The sequence below is a fragment of the Gordonia alkaliphila genome (genome assembly GCF_023017165.1).
Taxonomy (GTDB): domain Bacteria; phylum Actinomycetota; class Actinomycetes; order Mycobacteriales; family Mycobacteriaceae; genus Gordonia; species Gordonia alkaliphila.
Genome location: NZ_JALKBW010000001.1, coordinates 356533 through 377225, shown reverse-complemented (window position 1 = coordinate 377225; position 20693 = coordinate 356533). Strand labels below are relative to the sequence as shown.

Sequence of the window (20693 nt, the reverse complement as noted above, 5' to 3'; positions counted from 1 at the left end):
TCTGCTCCCGGTTCAGCGGCCAAGCGTCGCAGGCTCGTGGGCTTGCGAGGACTGCTCGGGCCGCTCGAATGCCTGGTTGCGGTCAACGCCGGGCGCGTCTCGCCCCGGGCCGGGGCGCGGTTCGCGTTCGATGCTCAGCCGTGTGCTGACCGGGTTCGGGGTGAGGGTGTCGGCGCGGAACTCCTCGCGTTCGGCCCCGGTGGTGGGGTCGGTGAACTTCTCGAACCGTCCGGTGGCGATGAAGTCGTCGCCCTTCTTGAACAGGTCCATCGCTGCTTCGGCGGCCTTGTAGCGCACCGCGAGGTCGTGGAACGTCCGGTCGGTCTTGGTGAAGGTGCCGTCATCTTCACGTCGCCAGTGGTCGACGCCGACGCGGGCGTAGAACCTCGGGGTACCGGTCTTCTCGCTGTGGGTCAGTCGCGGGTCCCCGGCGATGTGACCGACCATGATCGTGCCGTTCTTGATCCCCATCACGCGTCCTCCTGTTCACGTCGCACCGCCTCTCTTCGGCTGGTGTGACGGAAAGGTGCGCTCAGAGTCCCCGTGGGGGAAGGTCACGCGATTCGCCACCAGTGCTGGTGAACGCTCCGGTGGTGCTCGGCGCCCGGGTCGGGTCAGCTCGCACGCCGAACGCCGCCCGGTGCGCTCGCACCGTCTCTACGGTCAGCCCGCTCGGAGGGCTCTGCGGCGTGGGTTCGGGCGGTGCTGCATGGTCGATGTTTTCTTGCATCGCGGCCAGCTGGGTCTCGATTCGGGTGAGGTCATTCTCGGCGTCTGCGAGGGACACAGCGTGGCGGAAGGGCTGGCCGATGCGTTGCTCCGCGTCGGCGCGTTCCTGCTCGGCGCTGGTGAGGTCGTCGCGAGCTTGCTCCAGGAGCGCGGGGATGCCGGAGGCGCGGTTCTCGATGCGCTGGATGAGTCCGACGCCGCCGTCGAGGAACGACTGGCGGGTCATGGTGAAGCCGCTGCGCGGCACTGCGTCGAGTCTGACGGTCACCATCGGCTCGGCACCGAGCGCAGGACTGGTCGAGACGGTGACCTCGAAGCCACTGATCTTGCCGATCGTGCCGTAGTCGCGCGTGGCGTAGCGGGGTGCCCATTTCAGATCAGACTCGTGCGCCCAGGACGCGAGCGCGTGGGCCGCGTCGGTGCGGGAGGTGTAGGTGTGGCCGCGTAGCTCGATGCGGAACTTCTCACCGGAGGTATCGGTGACACGCGGCAGGACCGCCTCGAGGGCGTCGATATCGGAGGCGGCGCGGCGTGCGTGATCGCTGGCGCGGTCGCGAGCATGGGCGAGCATCGACTCGTTGCGGTGGTAGGCGCGCTCCAGACGGCGCAGCCGTTGCACTTCGGTGTGCACGGTCGAGTGCTCCAACAGCAAAGGGTTGCCCGAACTGATCGCTTTGGCTTCTGCCGCAGAGAGCGCAGATGAGTCGATCTCCTCGATCTCGCGCGAGTCGAGGCTCCCACGCATGAGCTGCGCGATGAAGGTGGCTTTGCGTTCGACGCCCTGCCACATGTAGGAGTCGAACGACCGCTCGGTGACGAACCTGACAATGCCGACCTCGGCGTTCTGGTTGCCTTGGCGCAGGATGCGGCCCTCACGCTGGGCGATGTCGCTTGGTCGCCACGGGCAGTCCAGGTGGTACAAGGCGACGGCACGGTTCTGGACGTTGGTGCCGACGCCCATTTTCTCGGTCGACCCCATCAGCACCGCGACGTGCCCGGCGCGCGCGGCGGCGAACAACCTGGCCTTGTCCACATCGGTCTTGGCCTCGTGCATGTACCGGATCGACTCAGCAGGCATCCCGCGTGCAATGAGTTGCGCCCGGAGTTCGTCGTAGGCGTTCCACCGGCTCGGGTTCGGGGTGCCGATGTCGGAGAACACCAACTGCAACGCCCCGCGCACGGACGACTCCTGCCCGGTGAGCGGGTCGAGGTAGGTGTTGTCCTTCGTCTGTTCCCAGACCCGATGAATGCTGTCGGCGGCCAGATCGACCTTGGTCGGCCCCGAGGGGTCACGCGGCACGATCATGCGAATATCGAGCGCAGCCTTGCGCCCATCGGTCGAGATGGTGAGCATGTTGTCCTCGCTCGGCGACACCGACCGGGCCGCGACTTTCTCGGCGCGGGTGCCGAGAGTCTCGATGAACTGCTCCAACTCGACCGTGGGCTGGATCGCCACCGTTTCCGGTGCCCGCCTGCCGTCCTCGCGTTTGGCGATATCGGGAATCGGCAGTTGCAGATCCTCAGCGGTCTTCACATCGGCGAAGATCGACCAGAGCTTCAGCATCTCGGGCACGTTCTGGAACTTCGCGAACCGCGTCTTCATCCGGAACGTGTTGTTGCCGGTGGGGGCCATCTCCATCTGCGTGACGGTCTGCCCGAACGTCGCCGCCCACGCATCGAACGCGCCGATCCCGGCCGCCTCCAGCAAGTCCGGGCGCAGGTACTTCTGCATCACGAACGCCTCCGTCACCGAGTTCGAGATCGGTGTCGCGGTCGCCCCGGTGACGACTCGCTCGCGGCCTTGCGAGCGCAGGTATTCGAGCTTCATGTGCAGATCGCTGGCGCGGTTGGAACCCTCGATCGCGGCGTCAGCGATGTTGGATTCGGTGGCAAGGTTCTTGTACATGTGCATCTCGTCGACGACCACGTAGTCGATGCCGGTGTCCTCGAAGCACACCCCGGCATCCCGGGTGGTGTCGATGCGGGCTTTGACCTTGTTCTCCAGCTGGAGCAGCTTGCGCTGGATGCGCTTGACGCTCATGGCGTTCTCGCCCGTCGCGGTGGCGAGCACGTCCCGCATCTCGTCCACCTGGGCTTGGATGTACGCCTGCTGAGTCTTGACGCGCAGCGGAATCTTCTCGAACGCGCCCTGCGTCACCAGCACCCCATCCCACTCGTTCGCCGAGGCCCGCGCGACGAACAGGCGGCGCTTGTCGGCGGTGAGGTCTTTGCTGGAGGCGGCGAGAATCCGGGCCTGCGGATAGATTTGCAGCCATTCGCGGCTGAACTGTTCCAGTATGTGGTTCGGGATTACCAGCACGGGCTTGTCGATCAGCCCCATGCGGCGCATCTCCATCACGCCCATGATCATTTCCGCCGTCTTGCCCGCTCCGACCTCGTGGAATAGCCCGGCGGAGGGTTCGGCGATCATGCGCGCGACCGCCGAGCGTTGGTGCGGACGAGGAGTGAAGTTCTCCGCCAGCCCCGGCAGGCTGAGGTACTCACCCGCGTCGGTGTAGTCCCTGAGCACGATGGAGTTGAAGCGCCGGTTGTACTCGGTCACGAGGGTGCGGGCACGTTCGGGGTCTTCGAACACCCACTCGGCGAACCTCTCTTGCAGAGCGTCGGCTTTCTCCTGCGCGGCGGTGGTCTCTAGCGGGTTGAGCACGCGACGCTTCTTGCCGTCGACGTCCTCGATCTCGTCGTAGACGAGCAGGGTTCGCTGTTCCATGATCGCCTGGGCGATGTCCGGTGCGGGGCGGCGTTCGGTTCCCCACTCGCTGGTGGCCAGCAGCCCTTGGCGGCCGCCGCGCACTTCCCACATGCCCGGCAGCGGGTTCTCCACGTTCACGTCGCTGGTGCGCAGCAGCTCGTTCAGGAACTGCGCGTGCACCTCGGCGCTGATCCACACCGCTCCCATGCGGGCGCTGATTTCCTGCACACCGAGCGCGTCGGGTACGACCTCGGCCAGCGCGTCCACGTTCGTCTGAAACTCTGCGTCGTCGGTCGCGCGCGCCGTGGCCTGCTCCAGTTTCACGCGCACATCGCCGGAGAGGTACGCCGGGGCGTGGATGAGTTCATCGGTGACCGGATCGGTGAACACCAGCCCGGTCAGCGAGGCGCGCGCCTCAGCCTCGTCCATGCCGAGCAGGTCGGCGATCAGCGGCAGATCGATCCTGCCGGTGCGGTCAAGGCTGACCGCGATCGCATCGGCAGGGGTGTTCACGCCTTGTGGTTCGGTTCGCGGGGAGACGACCCGGCGCGTCATGATCGCCGCCGGGGTCGCGGTCTGGTCGGTGTCGTCGAACTGCTCCAGGGCGAGCACGAGCGCCCCGAACGGGTCAGAGCGCAGCAGCCGGATCGGGGTCGGCACCGTGCGGGCGTAGGTGTCTTCCCCGGCATCGTTGGTGCGTCCGGTGCGGCGCAGCGTGTAGCGGTTCAGCGGCCCGTACCTGCCGACGTACTTGCGGTAGTCGCGGTGCAGACCCTCGCGTGCCCCGTTAATCTCGTCGGTGTCATCGACGGTCGCGGCCTCTAGTTCGAGCAGCCGGTGCGCGCCGTCGCGCAACCCCAGCAGGGCGCGCAGCTCCGCCCCAGCCGACTTTGGCACCTCCATCGGTTCGACGGAACCAGCGGCGACGGTGCCGAACCCGGTGTCGGTGGTGACGATGCTGCCATCCCACAACTGCGGTGGCGAGGGCACACGGGCGGCCTGCCGCGCCTGATGCTCAACCGTGGGCGCGGTGAACGTCAGCCCGGTGCGGCGAGCACTGAACGTGATCTGATCGAGCACGTCAGCCAAGTCGGTTTCCAGCCGCTCGAAGTCGCCGTCGACCGTGACTGCTGGCCTGCCGTACATCCCCTGACGGATACGCATCTCACCGAGCACATGCTCGGGGCGGTGGTCGAAGTAGGCGTTGATCTTCGCCGCCTGCCCGTCCAGGCTGATCGGAGTGACCGTCTCCCACAGCTCATCGGCGAGCGGCTGGCCGTCCTCGCGGCGGCGCAGGATGAGCAGATCGGTTACCACGTCGGTGCCCGCCGTGCGCCGATGCGCCCCGGCGGGGAGCCTGATCGCGCCCACGAGGTCGGCGAGCATCGCCATCTCCCGGCGCGCGCCGGGGTTCTGCGCATCCATCGTGTACTGCGACGTCAGTACGGCGACCATTCCGCCCGGCCTGACGAGCCGAAGGGATTTGAGGATGAAGTGGTTGTGCATCGACTGCCGGGTCGGGTTGTGCACCGGGTCGTGCAAGCTCACATCCGAGAACGGCACGTTCCCGATCGCCGCGTCGAACGACCCCTCGGGCAGGCGGGTGTCGGCGAACGACTCGCCGCGCACCTCGGAGTGCGGGTACAGGGCGCGGCTGATCGCCGCAGTTACCGGGTCGAGTTCCACCCCGGTCATGCGCGCGGTCTCGGGGGCCATTCCCAGGAACGTGCCCAGCCCGGAGCCGGGTTCCAGAACCCTGCCGCCGTCGAAGCCGAGCCCGGTCATGGCCCGCCACATCTGCCGCACGATCAACGGATCGGTGTAGTGCGCGTTGATCGTCGTGCGCGCGGCGGCATCCCACTCTTCCGGGGTGAGCAGGCTCCGCAGCTGCTCTCGCTCTGTGCTCCAGTCGGACTTGGACTCGTCGAATACATCGGGCACCGCGCCCCAGCTCGACCAGCGCGCGAGCGTCTGCTGCTCGTCGGCGGTCGCCGGGTGTTCGTGCTCGGCGAGCAGCCGTGCGGTCTCGATGGCGGCCACATTCGCGTGGAAACGGGCCTTCGCACCCGAGGGAGCCAGGTCGTCGTGCGTGGCGGGAACGAACCGCACCACCGGCGCGGCAGACTCTGGCCCGGTGTCCCCAGCGGTGGGGGTTAGTGGACTTCGCGAAGGAAGCGGATCGTCGCGGCCTCCGCCAGCAGGCTCTGGTGCTCTTCCAGATACCGCCTCGGGATCTCCGCTTCGACCATGCCCTCCAAGAACCAGAGTGGCACGGCCCAGTCTTTGGCTTTCTGCTCCAAGTCGACCGTCGAGGGCATCAGATCGGGGGCGTCCTGCATTCGCTCGGCCCACATGATCAGGTTCTCGTCGTTCGGGGAGGTCTGGTTCCACTCCTGACGGGCCTCGTCCAGCGGCAGGCTCGGGTCGGTGACCCAGGCGAGTTGCTGCATCACGACCTCCTCCGCTATCCGTAGCGCCGTCATCCGGTACGCCACGTCCTGCAAGTAAGTCTGCTCCGAAGAGGGCGTCTTGGCCAGCAACAAAGGGCGGTTCGTCTCGATCCGCCGTGCCAGTTCGCTGATCTGGCCCTGCGCCTCCAGCCCCAGCTCGGTGAAAAACCGGGTCGGCTTCTCGATCAACCTGTACCGCTCCGGTGCGTGCGTCTTCCAGTGCCGCATCGCCTGTGCCCCGTACTTGTTCACGTTCTGCTCCCTTCACACCGGGCAAGGTTTCGGCGGCTTTGCTGATCTGCTCGTCGGCGGTCTGTTCGGCCAGCCCCCACAGGTCGAACTCCAGCTGACCGGGCGGCGCTTTTCGGCTCCTGCGTCGGGCCATGAGCTATCACCTCCACCACACTCGGGCCGTTGTCGTGACTGCCCGTGGCCGACGCTGTCGGTCACGGTTCGGTGATCGGTGAGATAGGTGCGGCTCAGGTGCCATTGCTGCCTCGTTCCAACAACGCCTCGATATCGGCGCGATCAGCTCTGAGCTGGATGCCGTCGGGTCGTTTCGGCCAGGCGCGCAGGTCGGTGATGATCGGCGGGGCCGAGCGCAGCATGGTGACGGCTGTGCCGAACGGGAGGGTGCGGATGCGGTCGGGCGGCATGATCGGCACGCGCCTGATCGAGCGTTGATTGGAGCGGGTGCCGTGATCGCCCAGGGTCACGCTGTCGGTGAACTCGTCGCGTTCGCCGATCAGCGTGGAGAGGTCTTGCAGATCGCGGCTGTTGGATGCGCCGCCGAGGACGATCTTGGTGATCGCCGCATCCCAGATGGCGTTGGCTTGGTTCTCGCTCCAGCGGTCACGCGCCTGCGCGAGGCTCTGGAGCACCGGCATGGTCGTGATGCCTGTGCCGCCGCCCTCGGCCATGAGGGTCGGCAGGCTCGGCAGCGGACTGAGGTTGGCGATCTCATCCAAGATGAGCGCCATCGGCGGGTCGAGGCGCGCGCCCGGAGAGCGTGCCGCCACGCGCCTGGCCGCTTCCACGAGGTCTTCGACGAACGCCGCGACCAACGCGGCGCTGGCACCTGCTCCGGCGCCGGTGGCGAGCAGGTAGAGCGTGCCGCGCGAGGAGATGAATTTCTCGGGATCGAAATCCTCGCCCTCGCCGGGCGTGACCGCATCGAGCACGCGTGGGTCGGCCAGTGCGCTGAGCGACAGTGACACGCCTTGCCAGATCGAATCGCGGGTGCGTGGGTCGGAGTCGATCATCGCCTCCAGCGATTCGGCCCATCCGCCCGCCGCGAGCGGGCTGTTCGTCAAGATCGCCACCGCGTCGGCGGCGGCGGTCGGGTCGAGCGTCCAGCGGAACAGTTCGGCGGGCGGCCTGTGGTCGATCGCGGCCGCGTGCAGCAGGGCTTGGAGGGCGGAGCGCGTCTTGCCCTCCCAGAACCCGCCGCCCTCGACGCCGCCCGTACTCAGGCCGGTCGCTGAGGCGAGGCCGGTTGCGCGAATCATCGCTGTCAGTGGGTCTTCGCAGCCCCTGATCGGTGACCATCGCAGCCCGGCTGGGATGCCCTCGGCTAGATGCTGTGGGTCGAATACTGCTGTCGGTCCGATGCGCTGTCTCGCGCGCAGGCTCGCGGTGAGGTTGTCCGGTCGGGTTGAGGTCACCACGACCGCGCCGGGTGCGTCCAAGATCGAGGGGATGACGATGTGCAGACCTTTGCCTGAGCGCGGTGGGCCGATCAGCAGGATCGAGTCCTCGACGCTGGCCCACACGTCATGCCCGTGGGAAGTGCCGAGCCGGTAGCCCACATCGGCAGGCAATGGGTCTGCCAGCGAGGGGCGCAGGTTCGTAGCGCGACCCAGTAGTGCCTTGGTCGACGCGGCCCGCGCGACGTCGTGTTTCGTGGCGGTGCCGACCAGCCGGTGCGGGTCGGTCGCACTCTTGCGCGACTGGCGGCGCAGCAGCGTCCAGCCCCAGGTGATCGCCGCCGCCAGCAGCGCGAGCAGAACGATCGCGACCGTCCAGTAAGCCACGACGTTCAGGCCCTCGGCTTCCAGAGCGGTCGCCGGGTCGCCGGGGGTGAACAGCACGCCGATCCCGGCAGCGGGGCCAGCCGCCGGCTGAGCAGTTCCGGTGAGGAAGGCGGCCACCGACCCGGCCCCGCGCAGCAGCAGCGCGAGCGCGAACACCCCGATCAGGCCGATCATGGCGGCGTTGGTCAGCTCGTCACCGAATGAGCCGGTCTGCCTGCCCGGTGCGGGGGCGCTCATGACAGGCTCCGCACGACGAACGTGCCCGAGACTCGGCCCATCAGCACGACCTCGTCGCCAGTGTCGATGTGGTCGTAGGCCAGGTCGATGAGTGCGCGGGCGGTGCCGGTCGCAGCCGCGTCGGTGTGTCGGATGATGCGGCACACCGCGATGTCTTCACCGGGCACAAAGCCTTCCCCGGTCACTTCCAGCAGCCGGGGCGCGTCAGCCGGGTCGGGTTCCGGCAGGTCGGGGGCTGGGGTGTTCTTGCGGGCGGTGGCGGTGATGATGTCGGTGAACGTCGAGCCATCGGCCTCGGTGACCTCGACCCGTGCCGGGATCATCCGCTCGGCGGTGACCTGATCGACAATCCGTGCGAACGAGCCGCGCCGCCACACGCCCTCGTCGACCGGCGGGGCGAGGGGCTCACCGTCGACGGTGGCGCTCATCGTGCCGTCGTACTGCACGGCCAGGCGGATCACCGGCATCGACACCGGCGCAGGAACAGGGGCATGGGCGGGAGGCTTTCTCATGCCATCAGGTGCGCCCGCCGCCTCCCAGTCAGGCGTCAGAGCCTCGGCGCGGGCGGTTCGTTTCGATGCCCGTGCCCGATGCCGAACTGGTTGCTTGAGGCGGTGCGGTTCTGCGTGCGCCGTGCCCACTTCTCTGCCTCGGCGAGTACCTGCCGGAAGTCCTCGGCGCGTGCCTCGCCCTCGCGTTCGATGCCCCACACGGTGGTGCCGTCAGGGTGGCGCACTCGGCGTTCTGCGGTCCATGTCCACGATGTCGGCAGTCGCTCGTCGTCGGACCAATCGGAGCCGGTGTACTGCTCTTCGATCGCGAACCGTGAACGGGCGTCGTTCTCCGGGTAGAACACGAAGTGCCCGGCACCGAACGTCTCGGGATCCTCGTAGAAGAACAGCACGCTGCCGTCGTACTTCCTCGCGATCTGGTTCAGTCCGTCATCGAGCGCGCTCATGGTCGCCGTGAGGCGTTCATCATCGGGTTCGCTCTGGTTCACAGTGTGCTCCCGCCGGGAGCTAGACCTGATGCCCTGGCGCTCGTGTCGAAGAGCTTCAGTTCGGCAGGGTGTAGTTGTTGTTGAACGACGAAGCTGCGTTCCTTGATGCGCCACAGGCCCTGCCCGACGCCGAGTGAGGGCAACAGTTTGCGTTCGGTGGTCGTTAGGCCCAGCGCCTTGGCGGTGACGCCCAGCTGGTCGCTCTCCTGCCGGTAGATGATGCGGGTCTCGGCGTTCGCGAGCAGGCTGTTGGCGAGCGAGCGCATGGCGCTGCCGGAGTCTCCGACGTTCTCCAGGTCGGTGAGCTTGTGGAAGATCAAGGCGTTGGCGATGCCGTAGTGCCTGGCGAGTCGCCAGTGCGCATCCATTCGTCTCAGCAGCGACGGCTGCGACATCAGTCGCCACGCCTCGTCATAGATCACCCACCGTTGTCCGCCTGCTGGGTCGAGAAGTGCGGACTCCATCCACGCCGAGCAGCAGGTCATGAGTGCGCTGATGAGCGTGCTGTTCTCCGTCACCCGCGACAGGTCGAGGCTGATCATCGGCAGCGTCGGATCGAACTGCACTGTCGAGGGGCCGTCGAACAACCCAGCGAGGTCGCCTGCGACCAGCCGCCGCAAAGCGTGGCCGACGATTCTGCCGTCTTCGGCCAGTCGTCCGTCGCTGTCGCTGGTGGGGGCGAGGATGCGGTCGACGACCATCGGCAGAATCGGCACGGTGTTCTCCCGCACGGTCGCGGTCAGCGCGGTGTCGATCGCGGTGTGTTCCAGTGGGGTCAGCGGGCGAGCGAGTACCACCTCGGCCAATGCGCCGATGAGGTCACGGCGACGGGCGGACACGGTGCTCTCCCACTCGACGTCGGTGAAGTGGGAGGGCCGATAGCCCTCATCCAGGGGGTTGAGCCTGTTGGCCGTGCCGTGCCCGAGTGCGATCGCGCGTCCGCCGACGGCCTCGGCGACGGCGGTGTGTTCGCCTTTCGGGTCGCCCGGCACATAGACGCGCCTGCCGAAGGGAAGGCTGCGGGTGTACAGCGACTTCGCCAGGCTTGACTTGCCGGAGCCGACGATTCCGGCCAGGACCACGTTGGGTGCGGTGATGACACCGTTGGCGTACAGCACCCAGGGGTCGTAGACGAACGACCCACCGGAGTAGAGGTCTTGGCCGACAAAGACTCCGCTGGACCCGAGGCCGCCCTCTGCGACGAACGGGTACGCCCCCGACAGAGTGGCGGAGGTGTCTTGATGCCGGGGCAGGTGGAAGCGGCCTGGTGTGCGCAGCATGGACGGGCCGGGTTCGCCTGCGGCGGGCAGATACTGACGTGCGGCGCGCTCGGCTTTCTCTGCGTCGGCGCGAGCTTTCGCCTCTGCGCTCTTCAGCTGCTGTTGTTCGTGGTGTAGTTGGTTCGCGGCCTGGCGTCGCTGTTTGCGATAGCGTCGCCGCTCTTTCGCGGGGGTGACCAGCACCGAGGCGTGCAGCTTCTCACCATCGTTGCGGTTCATCGCTCCAGCCCCCGGTTGCGTGTGATGTCCGCGATGCGGTCGGGGGTGAACCATGATCCGTCGCCGCGCACTCGGTCGCGGCGCTCATTGAGGGCCTGTCGCGCGGCTTCGGCGTTCGCCGCGTCTCGCGCAGGCCCGGTGTGCTGCGGGCCGTCACTCTCTGGTGTGTTGTCGGGCGGTGGTGTGAGGGCGCGGTAGAGCCCGGCGTGCCCGAGGGCGTGACTGTAGATCAGGGCGTAGTCGCCGCCATCGGCTCGTCGCGAGTGCATATCGGTGGGCGGTTCGTCGTAGACGTGCCCGTTGGATAGCGCGGCGCTAGTGGTCTCATCGTCGTAGTCGCAGCCGCGCAAATGCTCGATTGCGGCGTCGGCGCCGTCGCGGTCGATGAGGTCGAGCACCCGACCGGCTTCGTCGCCCTGCAAGAACACGACCGTTACCCATCGCCGCTGCGGGCGTTGCCAGGCGATGCGGCCCAGATGCCCGGATGCCTGTTCGAGCACGCTTTCGGCGGCGCTGACGTGTCGTGCGGCCTGCTGGAGCGCGTCGGCAGCGGCCCAGGCATCAGCAGCGCCGAGGTTGCGGTCGCCGTCGTCGTGGGCGGCGCTTCCTTGGTGGGTGAGGCTGGCCCCTGCGAGTTGGATGAGCGATTGCTCCAGGGAGCGGGCCGCGCCGAGGAGTTCCCCGACGATGCCGTAGAGCTTGTCGGGGTCGTCGATGCGACGGGTAGCGTGCGCGAGACCACGCAATGCTTGGCGGGTTTCCTCCGCGTCGGCAGTTGGGTCGTTGAACGTCGGCATGTCGGGCCTCCAGGTGAATCAGTGGGGATGGTTTCGAGGTGCGCCCGACGGTTCAGACCTTGCGGCACAGCGGCAGTGCGGCGGCGGTGAATGCCTGCGCTTGCTGGCCGACCAGCACGCGGGTCTCGCATGACGCTTGGATCGCGGCTTGCTCGATCGCGGCGACTGCCGATTCCAGTTCCTCGAGCGAGTCGGCAGATACTGAGATCAGCCCGGTGTAGCGGAGCACCCCGTGCCCGGCAGTCAGGTCAGCCTCCTGCTGGAGCACGTCGTGGTACTCGGCGGTCTGCGAGGCGTCTTCGATCTGCCCGATGCGGGCACGTTGGGCAGCATCTGAGATGTACTCGGTCTTCTTGCGGCGAATGTCGCGTGCCGCCTGATCGGTGCGCAGCGGGGTGCAGATCAGCGAGAACGCCCGATGTATGCCACTGGACAGCAGCACGGGTGAGAGGAATCCCGGATGCACCATCGAGCGCGGCCACTCCGAGATCCACACGACGCAGTGGTAGGCCGAGTCGCTGCGCATATGCCCCCACGACTCGGTGACTGCGACCGGCCCGGCGGTGGCGAGGTCGTGACCGAGGTCGCCGTGGCGTTCCAGCGTCGCGGCGATCGCCGGGTCATACGCCGAGCGCAGGATGACCGCGATCTGTCCGGTGCTGAGCCAGCCCTTGCTCGTCAGGTCTGCCGAGCGCAGCGCTGCCGACAGCGTGCCCATCTCCTGCCGCAGCACGTTCGCCGCGCCCTTGACGCCGCCGCCTGCGGTGCGAATCTGGCGGGCGGCGGCCCGCATATCCAGGCTCAGACTGAGGGTGGTCGCGTGGCGTTCCCCGGCAGGTCCGGCCCGTTCGATGAGTTCCTGATACGTCGTCGCCGCCCATGAACCGTCGGCAGTGCCGTGCGCGGCCCACCACTCTGCCAAACCTTGCCCGGAGTCCGGCAGCGTCCGCTCCAGCACTTGCAGCGTGGCGATACGCCCCGAACGGCACACGGTCGCCAGCACCCTGCCCCATGCGGTCACGCGCCGTTCCTGCTCACCGGGGTCGAGTAGGACGAACGCGGGATGGGTGATCTCGGTGACGACGGTGAGGGTTCCGGCGGTCGGGTCGTGCACCATTCCGGCCCCGGTCTCGGGATCGACGTACTCACGCAGCCGGGCCGCGTCGCCGGGCAGCGCGAGGGTTCCTGCCGGGCGGGGGGTGACGATCCTGCGGCGGTAGGCCAGTTGCCCGCCGGTGGTGCGCCACAGCCACCAGCAGGTCACCGGCAGCCACTCGACCAGCGGGCGGCCTGCGACCGGAATCCAGGTGATCGCGGCAGCGATTACCCAGATCGGCGCGGTGATGAGGAACAGGGCACCGCCTCCGCCGTAGAACGCGGCCACGAGGCTCGCCCCACCGACACCGAGGGTGATCAGCTGAGACAGCGACAGGCCGAGCAGGATGCCGCGCCTCGTGAGGCGGGAGAATTTCACAGGCACCAGCTCGCCGCCGCGTTCGCGGGCAGTTTCAGTGTTCGACATCGCAGGTCACTCCTTCGTCGGCTGGGGCTTCGGAGACGGTGGCGGCGGGGAACTGTCCGGCGTCTTCGGCAACGGCCCGGAGGGAGGCGGTGCATGGGGCGTGACCGGAGCCTGACCCGTCTGCTCGGCACCAGATGCCGCTTGATCGGCCTGACCAGCGAGCGCCTGACCCGCTTTAGGCCCGGCGGTCGCGGCTGCCTTGACCACAGCGGCACCGGCCACGACTCCTGCGGCGATCGGCCCCGCCGCCGCCGCGCCACCCCCGGCACCTGCGGCTCCGGCAGAACCACCTGCGCCCGCGCCAGCACCACCCGCTGAGGACGCTGGTGGTGTCGGCTTCGCGTTAGGGCCACCACCGGCAGCGCCGCTGTCCTTCTTGTCGCCGCTCTTGGCGCCCTCGTCGAGTACCTTCTTCGGTTCGCCGCCCTGCGGCTTGCCCGGCGTCGGCACGGGCCGGTTAAGGGCGCTCTTGGCCTCCTGCTCGGTTCCCATCGAGTTGTAGAGATCGAAACCGACGAACGACAGGAACCGGTAAGTCATGTACGGCGCGAACCCGGCCAGTGCCATCAGTACGACCCCGGCGAGTGGGTCGGCGATGTTCGATAGGTCGGCGTCGATTGGGGCCGACACCTGGGTCACCGCGACCAGCAGAATCACGACAAGCACCAGCTTGGACAACACGAGCGCGATGACGAACATCGCCCACTTGGAGATCCAGCCGCGCGTGGCATCCCAGGAGGCACCGGAGAACGCAAACGGGGCGAGCACGACCGCGACCAGCAGCAGCGCCTTGCGGATGAGCAACGACAGCCACACGATCGCGGCGGCAGCGATCGCCAAGGACGCGAGGAAGATCGTCAGGATCGCCCCGACTCCAGGAGCGCCGACGTTCAGTGCGGTCAGCCCAGCGACGAGAATGGCGATCTTGTCGCCCATCGTTGCGGTGGTTTCCCCGGCGGCTTGGATGATCCCGATCGCGAGTTGGTCGGTGATCTCCAGCAGCAGCGCCACCAGCGTGATGACCACGAACGACCCGAGCACGCTCTTGGCTAAGCCGAGGGCGGCGCGGGAGAGGGCGGCGGGTTCTCGGCGGATCATGCCGGTGATCAGTTGCAGGCAGAAGAACAGCAGCATGACGAACACGGCGATCCCGAAGATCAAGTTGTAGACGCCGAGGTACTCGCCGCTGGTGACGTCAACCAGAGTGGTGGTGTCGAAGACCGTCCAGACGGCCTCGAACAGCCAGGCGGCGGCTTCACCCATCGCGCTGGCGAGCCAGTCGAAAGGTGCCGAGATCAGCGTCGCGGCGGCTTCACCGGCGACATCACAGACGCTGGAAATGACGGGGATATCGCACACGCCCATCACGAGCCTCCTTGTAGTTCGGAGTTGTTGATGGGTGGATTCAGACGGCTTGGCCGACGCCCCAGAAGAAGTTGATGAGCGTCACAGACGCGCCACACACAACGGCAGCACCGCACGAGATCAGAACGCCGATCTTGCCGCGACCGGCCAGGTGCGGGTTGGACGAGTTGGAGCCGTAGGCCCAGATGATCGCGGAGACGATCAGCGCCAGAACGCTGAGGATCAGTCCTACGGTCATGACTGCGCCGACGATGATGCGCAGCTGCTCGATTCCCGGCAAGCCGCTGGAGTTAGGGTCGATGTCAATCACGGCAGTTCTCCTTCATGAAGCGATGGGTGGTTCTGCCGTCAGGTGCACCCCGTTGCCACACGCACGAGAGCGCCCGCCCCAGAGGGCGGGCGCTCAGAAGAAGAAGCAGTACGGGTCAGAGTTGCTGGCCGAGGCCGATCAGCCAGTTCATCCACGCGACACCGGCCCCGGCCAGGACTGCGCCGCCGAGAGAGACCAGCACTCCGACGCGGCCCTTGGATGCGGCGGCATAGTTGCCGGTGCTCGATGAGACTGCCCAGATGATCGCCGAGACGATCAGCATCAGCACCGCGATCACGAGGGCGAACATCAGCAGCGCCCCGACGACCTCCCGGAGATCGCCGATGCCAGCCAGTCCGTCGAAGTCGGGGAACACGTCCATGACACACCCGCTACTTCACCGTGACGTGGAGGTGGTCGTAGTGCCCACCTGTCACGTTGCTGGGGTCGTGCATCCCGCCGCCGCCATAGGGACGCCAGCCTTCGGCGTCACGTGAGAGCGACCAGATCTTGCCTTGCCAGATCAGATATTCCACGCCGAGTGCTTCGGCGTGTGACTGCATCCACTCGGTGACCTGCCAGCCGTACGCGAGTTGCTCAGCGGTCGGGTACTGGCCGATCGCATTGCCGAACGTCAGATCACACGCACGCCCCAAGGGATGCTCCGACTGGGTGCCGGGCCGGGGTGAGTAGCAGCCCCACCCAGTGTCAGGGAACGAAGCGATGGTCTGCTCGTACAGGTGCAGCATCCGGGCGGTGATCTGCCCGGTCGAGGTCGGATCGGCGACCAGCCTGTTCGGGTCATCATCGTCGAACGGTGCCGGGTCACCGGCCGCGCCGGTGCTTTTGTCACATCCGTTCGGAGCCCCGACTGCGGCTTCGGGAAGATCGGCGGCGTTGTGCTGGTTCAGCCATGCGGCAGGGTCGATGAACTCGCCGTTGGTGCCGCCATCGCGAACCTCGAAATGCAGATGCGGCCCGGTGCTCATGCCCGAGGAACCGACGTCGGCGATGTGTTGCCCGGCCACGACTTGATCGCCGACCGAGACGTGGATGCCGTGCTGCCAGCTGTGCGCGTAGGCGGTCGCCACGGTGCGCCCGGCGATACGGTGCTCGATCACGACGAGGCCGCCGTAACCGCCGGAGAACTCGGCAACGGTAACCGTGCCTGAGGCTGCGGCGAGGATCGGCGTACCGTCCGGCGCGGCGAAGTCGGAACCTGTGTGGAAGCTCTGCTCCCCGGTGATCGGGTGGATGCGTGACCCGAACGGTGACGTGGGAACCCAGGTGCCCTCCGGCAGGGGGAAGACCACGCGCGATGACTCCGTGACCTCAGCGAGTATGACAGCGGGTTGGAGCGGTGCTGGGTTGATCGGGCCACCCGCTCCCGTGAGCGTGCTCAGGATGGTGAGTGCGACCGGCTCATAGTTGTTGTACCTGTCGGGGTAGGCACTGACTTCGACGGCTTGAGCTGCCTCGCCCTTGCTCATCTGCTGCCAGCCGGGAATGTCGAGCAGGCCACGCGGACTCGGGTAGTTCGGACCGTCCGGCCCGCCGTAGAACGCCCGAGCTTGATAGGTGGCGTCCATGAGTTCGGTGACACTGCCCCACCCGGACTGCGGGCGCATCTGGAACAACCCGAGTGAGTCGTGGTCGCCACCATTGCCGTCGTTCGGGTAGTCGGCGCTCTCGGGGTAGGCGGAGGTGTTCGACAGCATCCGCAGGGTGGATTCGGTGAGTGAATCGTGTCGGGTTTGATGGAGGGTAGGAACACCCGGAAGGACCCGCCATCATGGCAGCACCTCGTAAGTACCCCGCCGAGCTCAAAGAGCGGGCAACGCGCATGGCGATCGACGCCCGCAAAGACCCTGAGACCCGCACCGGCGCTTACAAGCGCGTGGGTGAGCAGCTCGGTGTCCATCCCGAAGCGCTGCGCACCTGGGTCAAACAAGCCGAGACCGACGAGGGCCTGCGTCCGGGCCGCACGACTGAGGAGTCCGCGCGGATCGCGGAGCTCGAGCGCGAGGTTCGGGAGTTGCGTCGGGCGAACACGATCCTGAAGCAGGCGTCGGCTTTCTTCGCGGCGGAGCTCGACCGCCCGTCCCGATGAGCGAACGCGTCCGGTTCGTCGCGGAGCATCGTGGCGAGCATGGGGTCGAGCCGATCTGCCGGGTCTTGGAAGGAACGCCCGGCCAGATTGCCCCGTCGACGTTCTATGCCGCTCAGTCTCGGTCGCCCTCGGCGAGAGAGGTCCGCGACGGGCAGCTGCTGGAGCTGATCCGGAAGATCCACTCGGACAACTACGGCGTTTATGGAGTCCGTAAGATCCACGCCGAGCTGCGCAGGCAGGGCGAGAAAGTCGCCGAGTCCACGGTCCGGCGTCTCATGCGCGAGGCCGGGCTGCGTGGGATCTCGCGGGCGAAGGGTCCGCGGACGACGAAGCCGGCACCGGAGACGGGCAGGCCGTTGGATCTCGTGGGGCGCGAGTTCGTCGCGTCGCGTCCGAACGAGCTCTGGGTCGCCGATATAACCTATGTCCACACGTTCTCCGGCTGGGTCTATGTCGCGTTCGTCACCGACGTGTTCAGTCGTCTTGTCGTCGGCTGGCAGGTCTCTACAAGGCTCTATACGGACCTCGCGCTCGACGCCCTGAAAATGGGGATTTGGCGGCGCCAGCATGCCGGCGACGACCTGACCGGCCTAATTCATCACTCCGATCGCGGGGTCCAGTATCGAGCGATCCGCTACGCAGAACGTCTCGCCGAATGCGACGCCGTCGCCTCTGTCGGGTCAAAGGGCGATAGCTATGACAATGCGATGGCCGAGGCGCTGAACTCGCTTTACAAGGCCGAGTTGATCCGCAACCGCGGTCCCTGGACGGCGATCAACGACGTCGAGATCGCGACGGCGGAATACATCGACTGGTTCAACAACCGTCGCCTCCATGGCGAGATCGGGCACGTCCCGCCCGCCGAGCTCGAGGCGGCCTATCGCGCCACTGCGCGCGAGCACTCATTAACCGAAACCAAGTAGATCAGCCTCTACCAAACCCGACACTTGACAGAGGGCCGCCATGAGCGCGATCTGGATGCCGTCGCGCCCCACCCCGTCGATGGCGGAACCGATCTCGATGATGGTGGCCGCGTGCGTGAGCTGTTGCCGGTTGAGCGTGATGGTCTCACCGTTTGCGGTGGTCGCTGTGAGCGAGTCGGGGATATCCCCGACGGTGACGCCGGTGCCGTCGATGGTGCATGCGGCGTTCGCGGCGGGGTTCATCAGTACGCCGATCGCCAGCAGGCCGACGAATGGGCCGAGCAGGAGCATCAGGGCCAGCGCGATGGCTACCTTCTTCATGGTCGTTGCCTCCGTCTCAGCGCAGCGGCTGGTCGAGCATCGACAGCCGCAGCAGGTAGCACGACGGCACCGCACCCGCAGCGGGTGTCTCGGTCGTGCTCTGGCTGCCCGTCGGCGGGGTTTCGGGTGGGCAGGCGAGGAAGATCGTGAACGCCACCGCATGCTCAGAAGTCACCGGTTCGTCGTTCCAGATCCCTTCGCGGTGCCGGGTGCCCTCGATCGTGATGGCGGTCGCCCCGAGCGGGAGTTGACCGGGCCGGGCCTGCTCGACCGCCTGCGCCCACAATTCCGGCACGTAGGCGTCGGTGATGGTCAGGTGCTGGCTCGTGCCGTACTGGCGCAGCTCGCCCCAGGCGTCACGGCCCGGCAGGTAGGAGGTGACGTCGGAGGCCAGGCCCGCCTGCTCGTTCCCGGTCGGGTCACCCACGTCCAGCAGCACGGCGGTGTAATCCAGCGGTAGGAACCCACTGGCGGTGTCCCAGGTGAACAGCGCATGTGCGGCCTGGCGTGCGAACTCTACGGGGTCGCTCGCCGGTGCGATCACCGGCAGGCGCGGAGTCGGCTGGCTGGGAGCGGAGCGAGTCGGTACCGGTGACCGGTCGGGTGACGGGCTGGTGTCGTTCGGGCCGGTCACCAGCCCGTAGACGCCGATCGCAGCCAAGACGAGGAACGCGACCCCGGCGCAGACAAGGGAGATCAGTCGGCGGCGGGTGCGGGCGGGATCATCGGGAGTCGTCTTCATAACCCCCAGGTGCGCCGCCCACTCACCCGATGAGGGCTAGAGCGCCCGGAGATGCCTGCGCGGGTTGTCTTGCAACTGCCGAGCGGCACGCAGCTCGTCGGCGAACGTGCTGGTGCCGTCAGCGGTCACCAGAAACGAGGCGATCTGCTCGTCGGTGAGATCGCTTGCCAGCACCTCGGCGTCGTAGTGCGTCCACCAGTCGGCAAGCTCCGTCCAGGTGGCGACGAACGCGCGCACCGGCCACCGCACAGGCTCGGTCTCACCCGTGGACGTGACCGGTGCTGGCTGCTTCTGCGCGGTATGTGCACGGGTGACGGCCTCTTGTGCGAGCGCCTCCAGATCGGCGTCCTCGCTTGCGGCGACGGCGGCGCGGACGCGCTCGAAGCCGGGATGCACTGGCCCACCGGCGTCGATGCGTTCGATTTCGGCAGCGGCATCGCCGCGCACCGTGGCAGGCAGGTCGCGGTCGTCGGCGACTTGCCGCAGGTAGTCGATCTTGTCGAGCGTTTTGTAGGACACGCCACCGGGGATCATGGCGGCGGCTTGCTCGCTGGCCCGGCCCGCCGCTTCGGACGGTGCGGGAAGGTTTCCCGCACCGTCCTTTCCTGGCTGGTTCTCCGCACTGAACCGTGTTGCTGCCTGCCTGCGTGAGGCGTCCTCGGCCATGAGGGTCTTTAGCTCGCGATACAGCGCAGTCTTTTCACTCGAGGTGAGGTTCTTGTGCAGAAGGTTGTCGTCTTGCTCAGCCAGCAGGTGCCCGAGCCTGCCCGAGACGCCCGAGCGCACCCACACACTCACCGTGCGCCAGCCGAGTAGCTTGATCGCGGCCAGCCGCCGAGCGCCGCACACCAGCACCCCGTCGATGGTGACCGTCAGCGGCTGTAGGAGTCCGTCCCGTGCGATGGACTCGACCAACGCGGTCAGGTCGCCCAGGTCGGTGCGGTGCCGGTTGCCGACGATGATTGAGGCGACCGTGCGATCCAGTTCGATGTGCCCGGTGCGCCTGCTCATGACCGGCCCCCGCGTTTCGGGGCCGCGAGCGAGATCATCAACACGAGATCGTCGTCGCGCAGCAGCGCGCGCAGGCTCTCGCCGATCAGCAACCTCAGCAGGATGCCGCGCCCGGCAGCGGTCGCGGCATAGGCCGGGCTGGGGTGCCCGAGCAGTGCTTTCAGCAGTGCCGTCCAAGCGGTGCCGTTCACGTCCAGCAGGGCGCGGGCGTGCTTGTCACGACGCAGCGCTTCATAGGCGCTCTGGCGGCTCCCCGCACCGGCCAGAGCCTGGCAGACGTGCTCGACCCCGGCGCGGGCGACGTGCGGGGGCCAGCCCAGCAGCGTGAACAACGCGATCGCGTCCTCCACCGCCGATCCTGCCGAGCAGCACGCCGTGGCACTGACCGGTTCGTCGGAGGCGGTTGGGTCGGGGTCGGTGACGTGGAATGCGGAGTGATAGTCCGTCAGCGGGTTCTCCCGATCTGACAGCCGCTCGGCGTCGTGGAACGCGGAGATGTGTGGGCGTCGGGCTTGATGCACCGAACACAGCAGGCCTTGACCGCGTTCCTCCGCGATGCAGGTGATGCGCACCGCGTGGGTCACCACGCCCCAGGGGTCATTCGCGGTACGCGCGGCCTTCGTGCGCATCACGTCGAATGCGGCTGAAGCTGCCTCCCAGGGGTCGAGGCCGTGCTTGCGGGCCAGCGCCCCGTACTTTTCGGCGGCGTAGGCCATCAGGTCAGCGGCAACCGGATCGGATTGCCACGCGCCGGGGCCGCCCTCGTGCAGCCGGTTCAGCAGGGCACGCAAGCCCTCGCTGCGAGTAAAGTTTTCCGGTTCACCGAAGGTCGTGCGGGTTGTCATGATGGCACCTCCTGGTAGCGAGGTGCACGCAGCGGGCCTCTGCGTTGGGGGTGGTCGGGCGTTCGTTGTCGAGTCATCGTTGATCA

Annotated in this window: 18 protein-coding genes and 1 other annotated feature; of the genes, 1 reads left to right on the top strand and 17 read right to left on the bottom strand. The window is 67.3% G+C overall.

Features of this window, described 5'->3' with window-relative positions:
- Positions 1–12: 12 nt before the first annotated feature.
- The 13 genes from MUG78_RS01770 to MUG78_RS01710 all read right to left on the bottom strand — a co-directional run bounded on the left by MUG78_RS01770 (position 13) and on the right by MUG78_RS01710 (position 16373).
- A complete protein-coding gene (locus tag MUG78_RS01770; protein WP_246991620.1) occupies positions 13–471 on the bottom strand; it encodes a single-stranded DNA-binding protein in 459 nt (152 codons plus the stop codon).
- A gap of 61 nt (positions 472–532) precedes the next feature.
- Entirely contained in the window at positions 533–5482 is a 4950-nt protein-coding gene (locus MUG78_RS01765; protein WP_246991618.1) for a helicase-like domain-containing protein, read from the bottom strand.
- Between the two features lie 113 nt (positions 5483–5595).
- Entirely contained in the window at positions 5596–6144 is a 549-nt protein-coding gene (locus MUG78_RS01760; RefSeq protein ID WP_246991616.1) for a hypothetical protein, read from the bottom strand.
- A 227-nt stretch (positions 6145–6371) separates the two neighbouring features.
- Positions 6372–8162 (bottom strand): type IV secretory system conjugative DNA transfer family protein, encoded by a 1791-nt coding sequence (locus MUG78_RS01755; protein WP_246991615.1) that lies wholly within the window; start codon positions 8160–8162, stop codon positions 6372–6374.
- On the bottom strand, positions 8159–8674 hold the full coding sequence (locus MUG78_RS01750; protein ID WP_246991613.1) for a hypothetical protein: 516 nt from the start codon (positions 8672–8674) through the stop codon (positions 8159–8161). The genes MUG78_RS01755 and MUG78_RS01750 overlap by 4 nt, the downstream gene beginning before the upstream one ends.
- 35 nt (positions 8675–8709) lie before the next feature.
- Complete coding sequence (locus tag MUG78_RS01745) at positions 8710–9162, bottom strand: hypothetical protein (protein WP_246991611.1); 453 nt, start codon at positions 9160–9162, stop codon at positions 8710–8712.
- On the bottom strand, positions 9159–10625 hold the full coding sequence (locus MUG78_RS01740) for a putative type IV secretion/conjugal transfer ATPase (protein ID WP_246991609.1): 1467 nt from the start codon (positions 10623–10625) through the stop codon (positions 9159–9161). Before MUG78_RS01740 ends, MUG78_RS01745 begins: the two co-directional genes overlap by 4 nt.
- 32 nt (positions 10626–10657) lie before the next feature.
- The gene (locus MUG78_RS01735) at positions 10658–11458 is read right to left on the bottom strand and encodes a hypothetical protein (RefSeq protein WP_246991607.1); all 801 of its coding nucleotides are present in this window, start codon (positions 11456–11458) and stop codon (positions 10658–10660) included.
- Positions 11459–11510: 52 nt separating this feature from the next.
- Positions 11511–12980, bottom strand: a complete 1470-nt coding sequence (locus MUG78_RS01730; RefSeq protein WP_246991605.1) for an SCO6880 family protein — start codon at positions 12978–12980, stop codon at positions 11511–11513.
- Between the two features lie 6 nt (positions 12981–12986).
- Positions 12987–14345, bottom strand: a complete 1359-nt coding sequence (locus MUG78_RS01725; protein ID WP_246991603.1) for a conjugal transfer protein TrbL — start codon at positions 14343–14345, stop codon at positions 12987–12989.
- Between the two features lie 40 nt (positions 14346–14385).
- The gene (locus MUG78_RS01720; RefSeq protein ID WP_017883434.1) at positions 14386–14655 is read right to left on the bottom strand and encodes a DUF6112 family protein; all 270 of its coding nucleotides are present in this window, start codon (positions 14653–14655) and stop codon (positions 14386–14388) included.
- A 115-nt stretch (positions 14656–14770) separates the two neighbouring features.
- The gene (locus tag MUG78_RS01715; protein ID WP_246991601.1) at positions 14771–15037 is read right to left on the bottom strand and encodes a DUF6112 family protein; all 267 of its coding nucleotides are present in this window, start codon (positions 15035–15037) and stop codon (positions 14771–14773) included.
- 10 nt (positions 15038–15047) lie between these two features.
- Positions 15048–16373 carry a M23 family metallopeptidase gene (locus MUG78_RS01710; protein WP_246991599.1) on the bottom strand — a complete coding sequence of 442 codons (1326 nt, stop codon included), beginning with the start codon at positions 16371–16373 and terminating at the stop codon, positions 15048–15050.
- A gap of 74 nt (positions 16374–16447) precedes the next feature.
- Between MUG78_RS01710 and MUG78_RS01705 the strand changes: the two genes are divergently transcribed.
- Positions 16448–17688, top strand: a protein-coding gene (locus MUG78_RS01705) for an IS3 family transposase (RefSeq protein ID WP_246991597.1) whose coding sequence is annotated in 2 segments (ribosomal slippage) — positions 16448–16727 and positions 16727–17688 — 1242 coding nt in all. Because the reading frame shifts where the segments join, the coding sequence is not laid out codon by codon here.
- Positions 16726–16860 (top strand) — a sequence feature (AL1L pseudoknot). (Overlaps the previous gene by 135 nt.)
- Here the strand turns inward: MUG78_RS01705 and MUG78_RS01700 are convergent.
- From MUG78_RS01700 to MUG78_RS01685, 4 genes are read right to left on the bottom strand one after another with little or no spacing between them, the layout of a single operon-like run.
- On the bottom strand, positions 17671–18009 hold the full coding sequence (locus MUG78_RS01700) for a hypothetical protein (protein ID WP_246991595.1): 339 nt from the start codon (positions 18007–18009) through the stop codon (positions 17671–17673). The two genes, MUG78_RS01705 and MUG78_RS01700, sit on opposite strands and share 18 nt — an antisense overlap.
- 16 nt (positions 18010–18025) lie before the next feature.
- The gene (locus MUG78_RS01695) at positions 18026–18751 is read right to left on the bottom strand and encodes a hypothetical protein (RefSeq protein WP_246991593.1); all 726 of its coding nucleotides are present in this window, start codon (positions 18749–18751) and stop codon (positions 18026–18028) included.
- A 36-nt stretch (positions 18752–18787) separates the two neighbouring features.
- Positions 18788–19762, bottom strand: coding sequence for a ParB N-terminal domain-containing protein (locus tag MUG78_RS01690; protein ID WP_246991591.1), 975 nt, complete (start codon positions 19760–19762; stop codon positions 18788–18790).
- Positions 19759–20607: a hypothetical protein gene (locus MUG78_RS01685; protein ID WP_246991589.1), complete on the bottom strand. Its 849-nt coding sequence runs from the start codon at positions 20605–20607 to the stop codon at positions 19759–19761. Before MUG78_RS01685 ends, MUG78_RS01690 begins: the two co-directional genes overlap by 4 nt.
- Positions 20608–20693: the final 86 nt, after the last annotated feature.

Bases quoted from the DNA above. Each gene is read 5' to 3' on its own strand.
- MUG78_RS01770 (WP_246991620.1), bottom strand. From the start codon at position 471: ATGGGGATCAAGAACGGCACGATCATGGTCGGTCACATCGCCGGGGAC.
- MUG78_RS01755 (WP_246991615.1), bottom strand. From the start codon at position 8,162: ATGAGCGCCCCCGCACCGGGCAGGCAGACCGGCTCATTCGGTGACGAG.
- MUG78_RS01750 (WP_246991613.1), bottom strand. From the start codon at position 8,674: ATGAGAAAGCCTCCCGCCCATGCCCCTGTTCCTGCGCCGGTGTCGATG.
- MUG78_RS01735 (WP_246991607.1), bottom strand. From the start codon at position 11,458: ATGCCGACGTTCAACGACCCAACTGCCGACGCGGAGGAAACCCGCCAA.
- MUG78_RS01730 (WP_246991605.1), bottom strand. From the start codon at position 12,980: ATGTCGAACACTGAAACTGCCCGCGAACGCGGCGGCGAGCTGGTGCCT.
- MUG78_RS01725 (WP_246991603.1), bottom strand. From the start codon at position 14,345: ATGGGCGTGTGCGATATCCCCGTCATTTCCAGCGTCTGTGATGTCGCC.
- MUG78_RS01715 (WP_246991601.1), bottom strand. From the start codon at position 15,037: ATGGACGTGTTCCCCGACTTCGACGGACTGGCTGGCATCGGCGATCTC.
- MUG78_RS01710 (WP_246991599.1), bottom strand. From the start codon at position 16,373: ATGCTGTCGAACACCTCCGCCTACCCCGAGAGCGCCGACTACCCGAAC.
- MUG78_RS01700 (WP_246991595.1), bottom strand. From the start codon at position 18,009: ATGAAGAAGGTAGCCATCGCGCTGGCCCTGATGCTCCTGCTCGGCCCA.
- MUG78_RS01695 (WP_246991593.1), bottom strand. From the start codon at position 18,751: ATGAAGACGACTCCCGATGATCCCGCCCGCACCCGCCGCCGACTGATC.
- MUG78_RS01690 (WP_246991591.1), bottom strand. From the start codon at position 19,762: ATGAGCAGGCGCACCGGGCACATCGAACTGGATCGCACGGTCGCCTCA.
- MUG78_RS01685 (WP_246991589.1), bottom strand. From the start codon at position 20,607: ATGACAACCCGCACGACCTTCGGTGAACCGGAAAACTTTACTCGCAGC.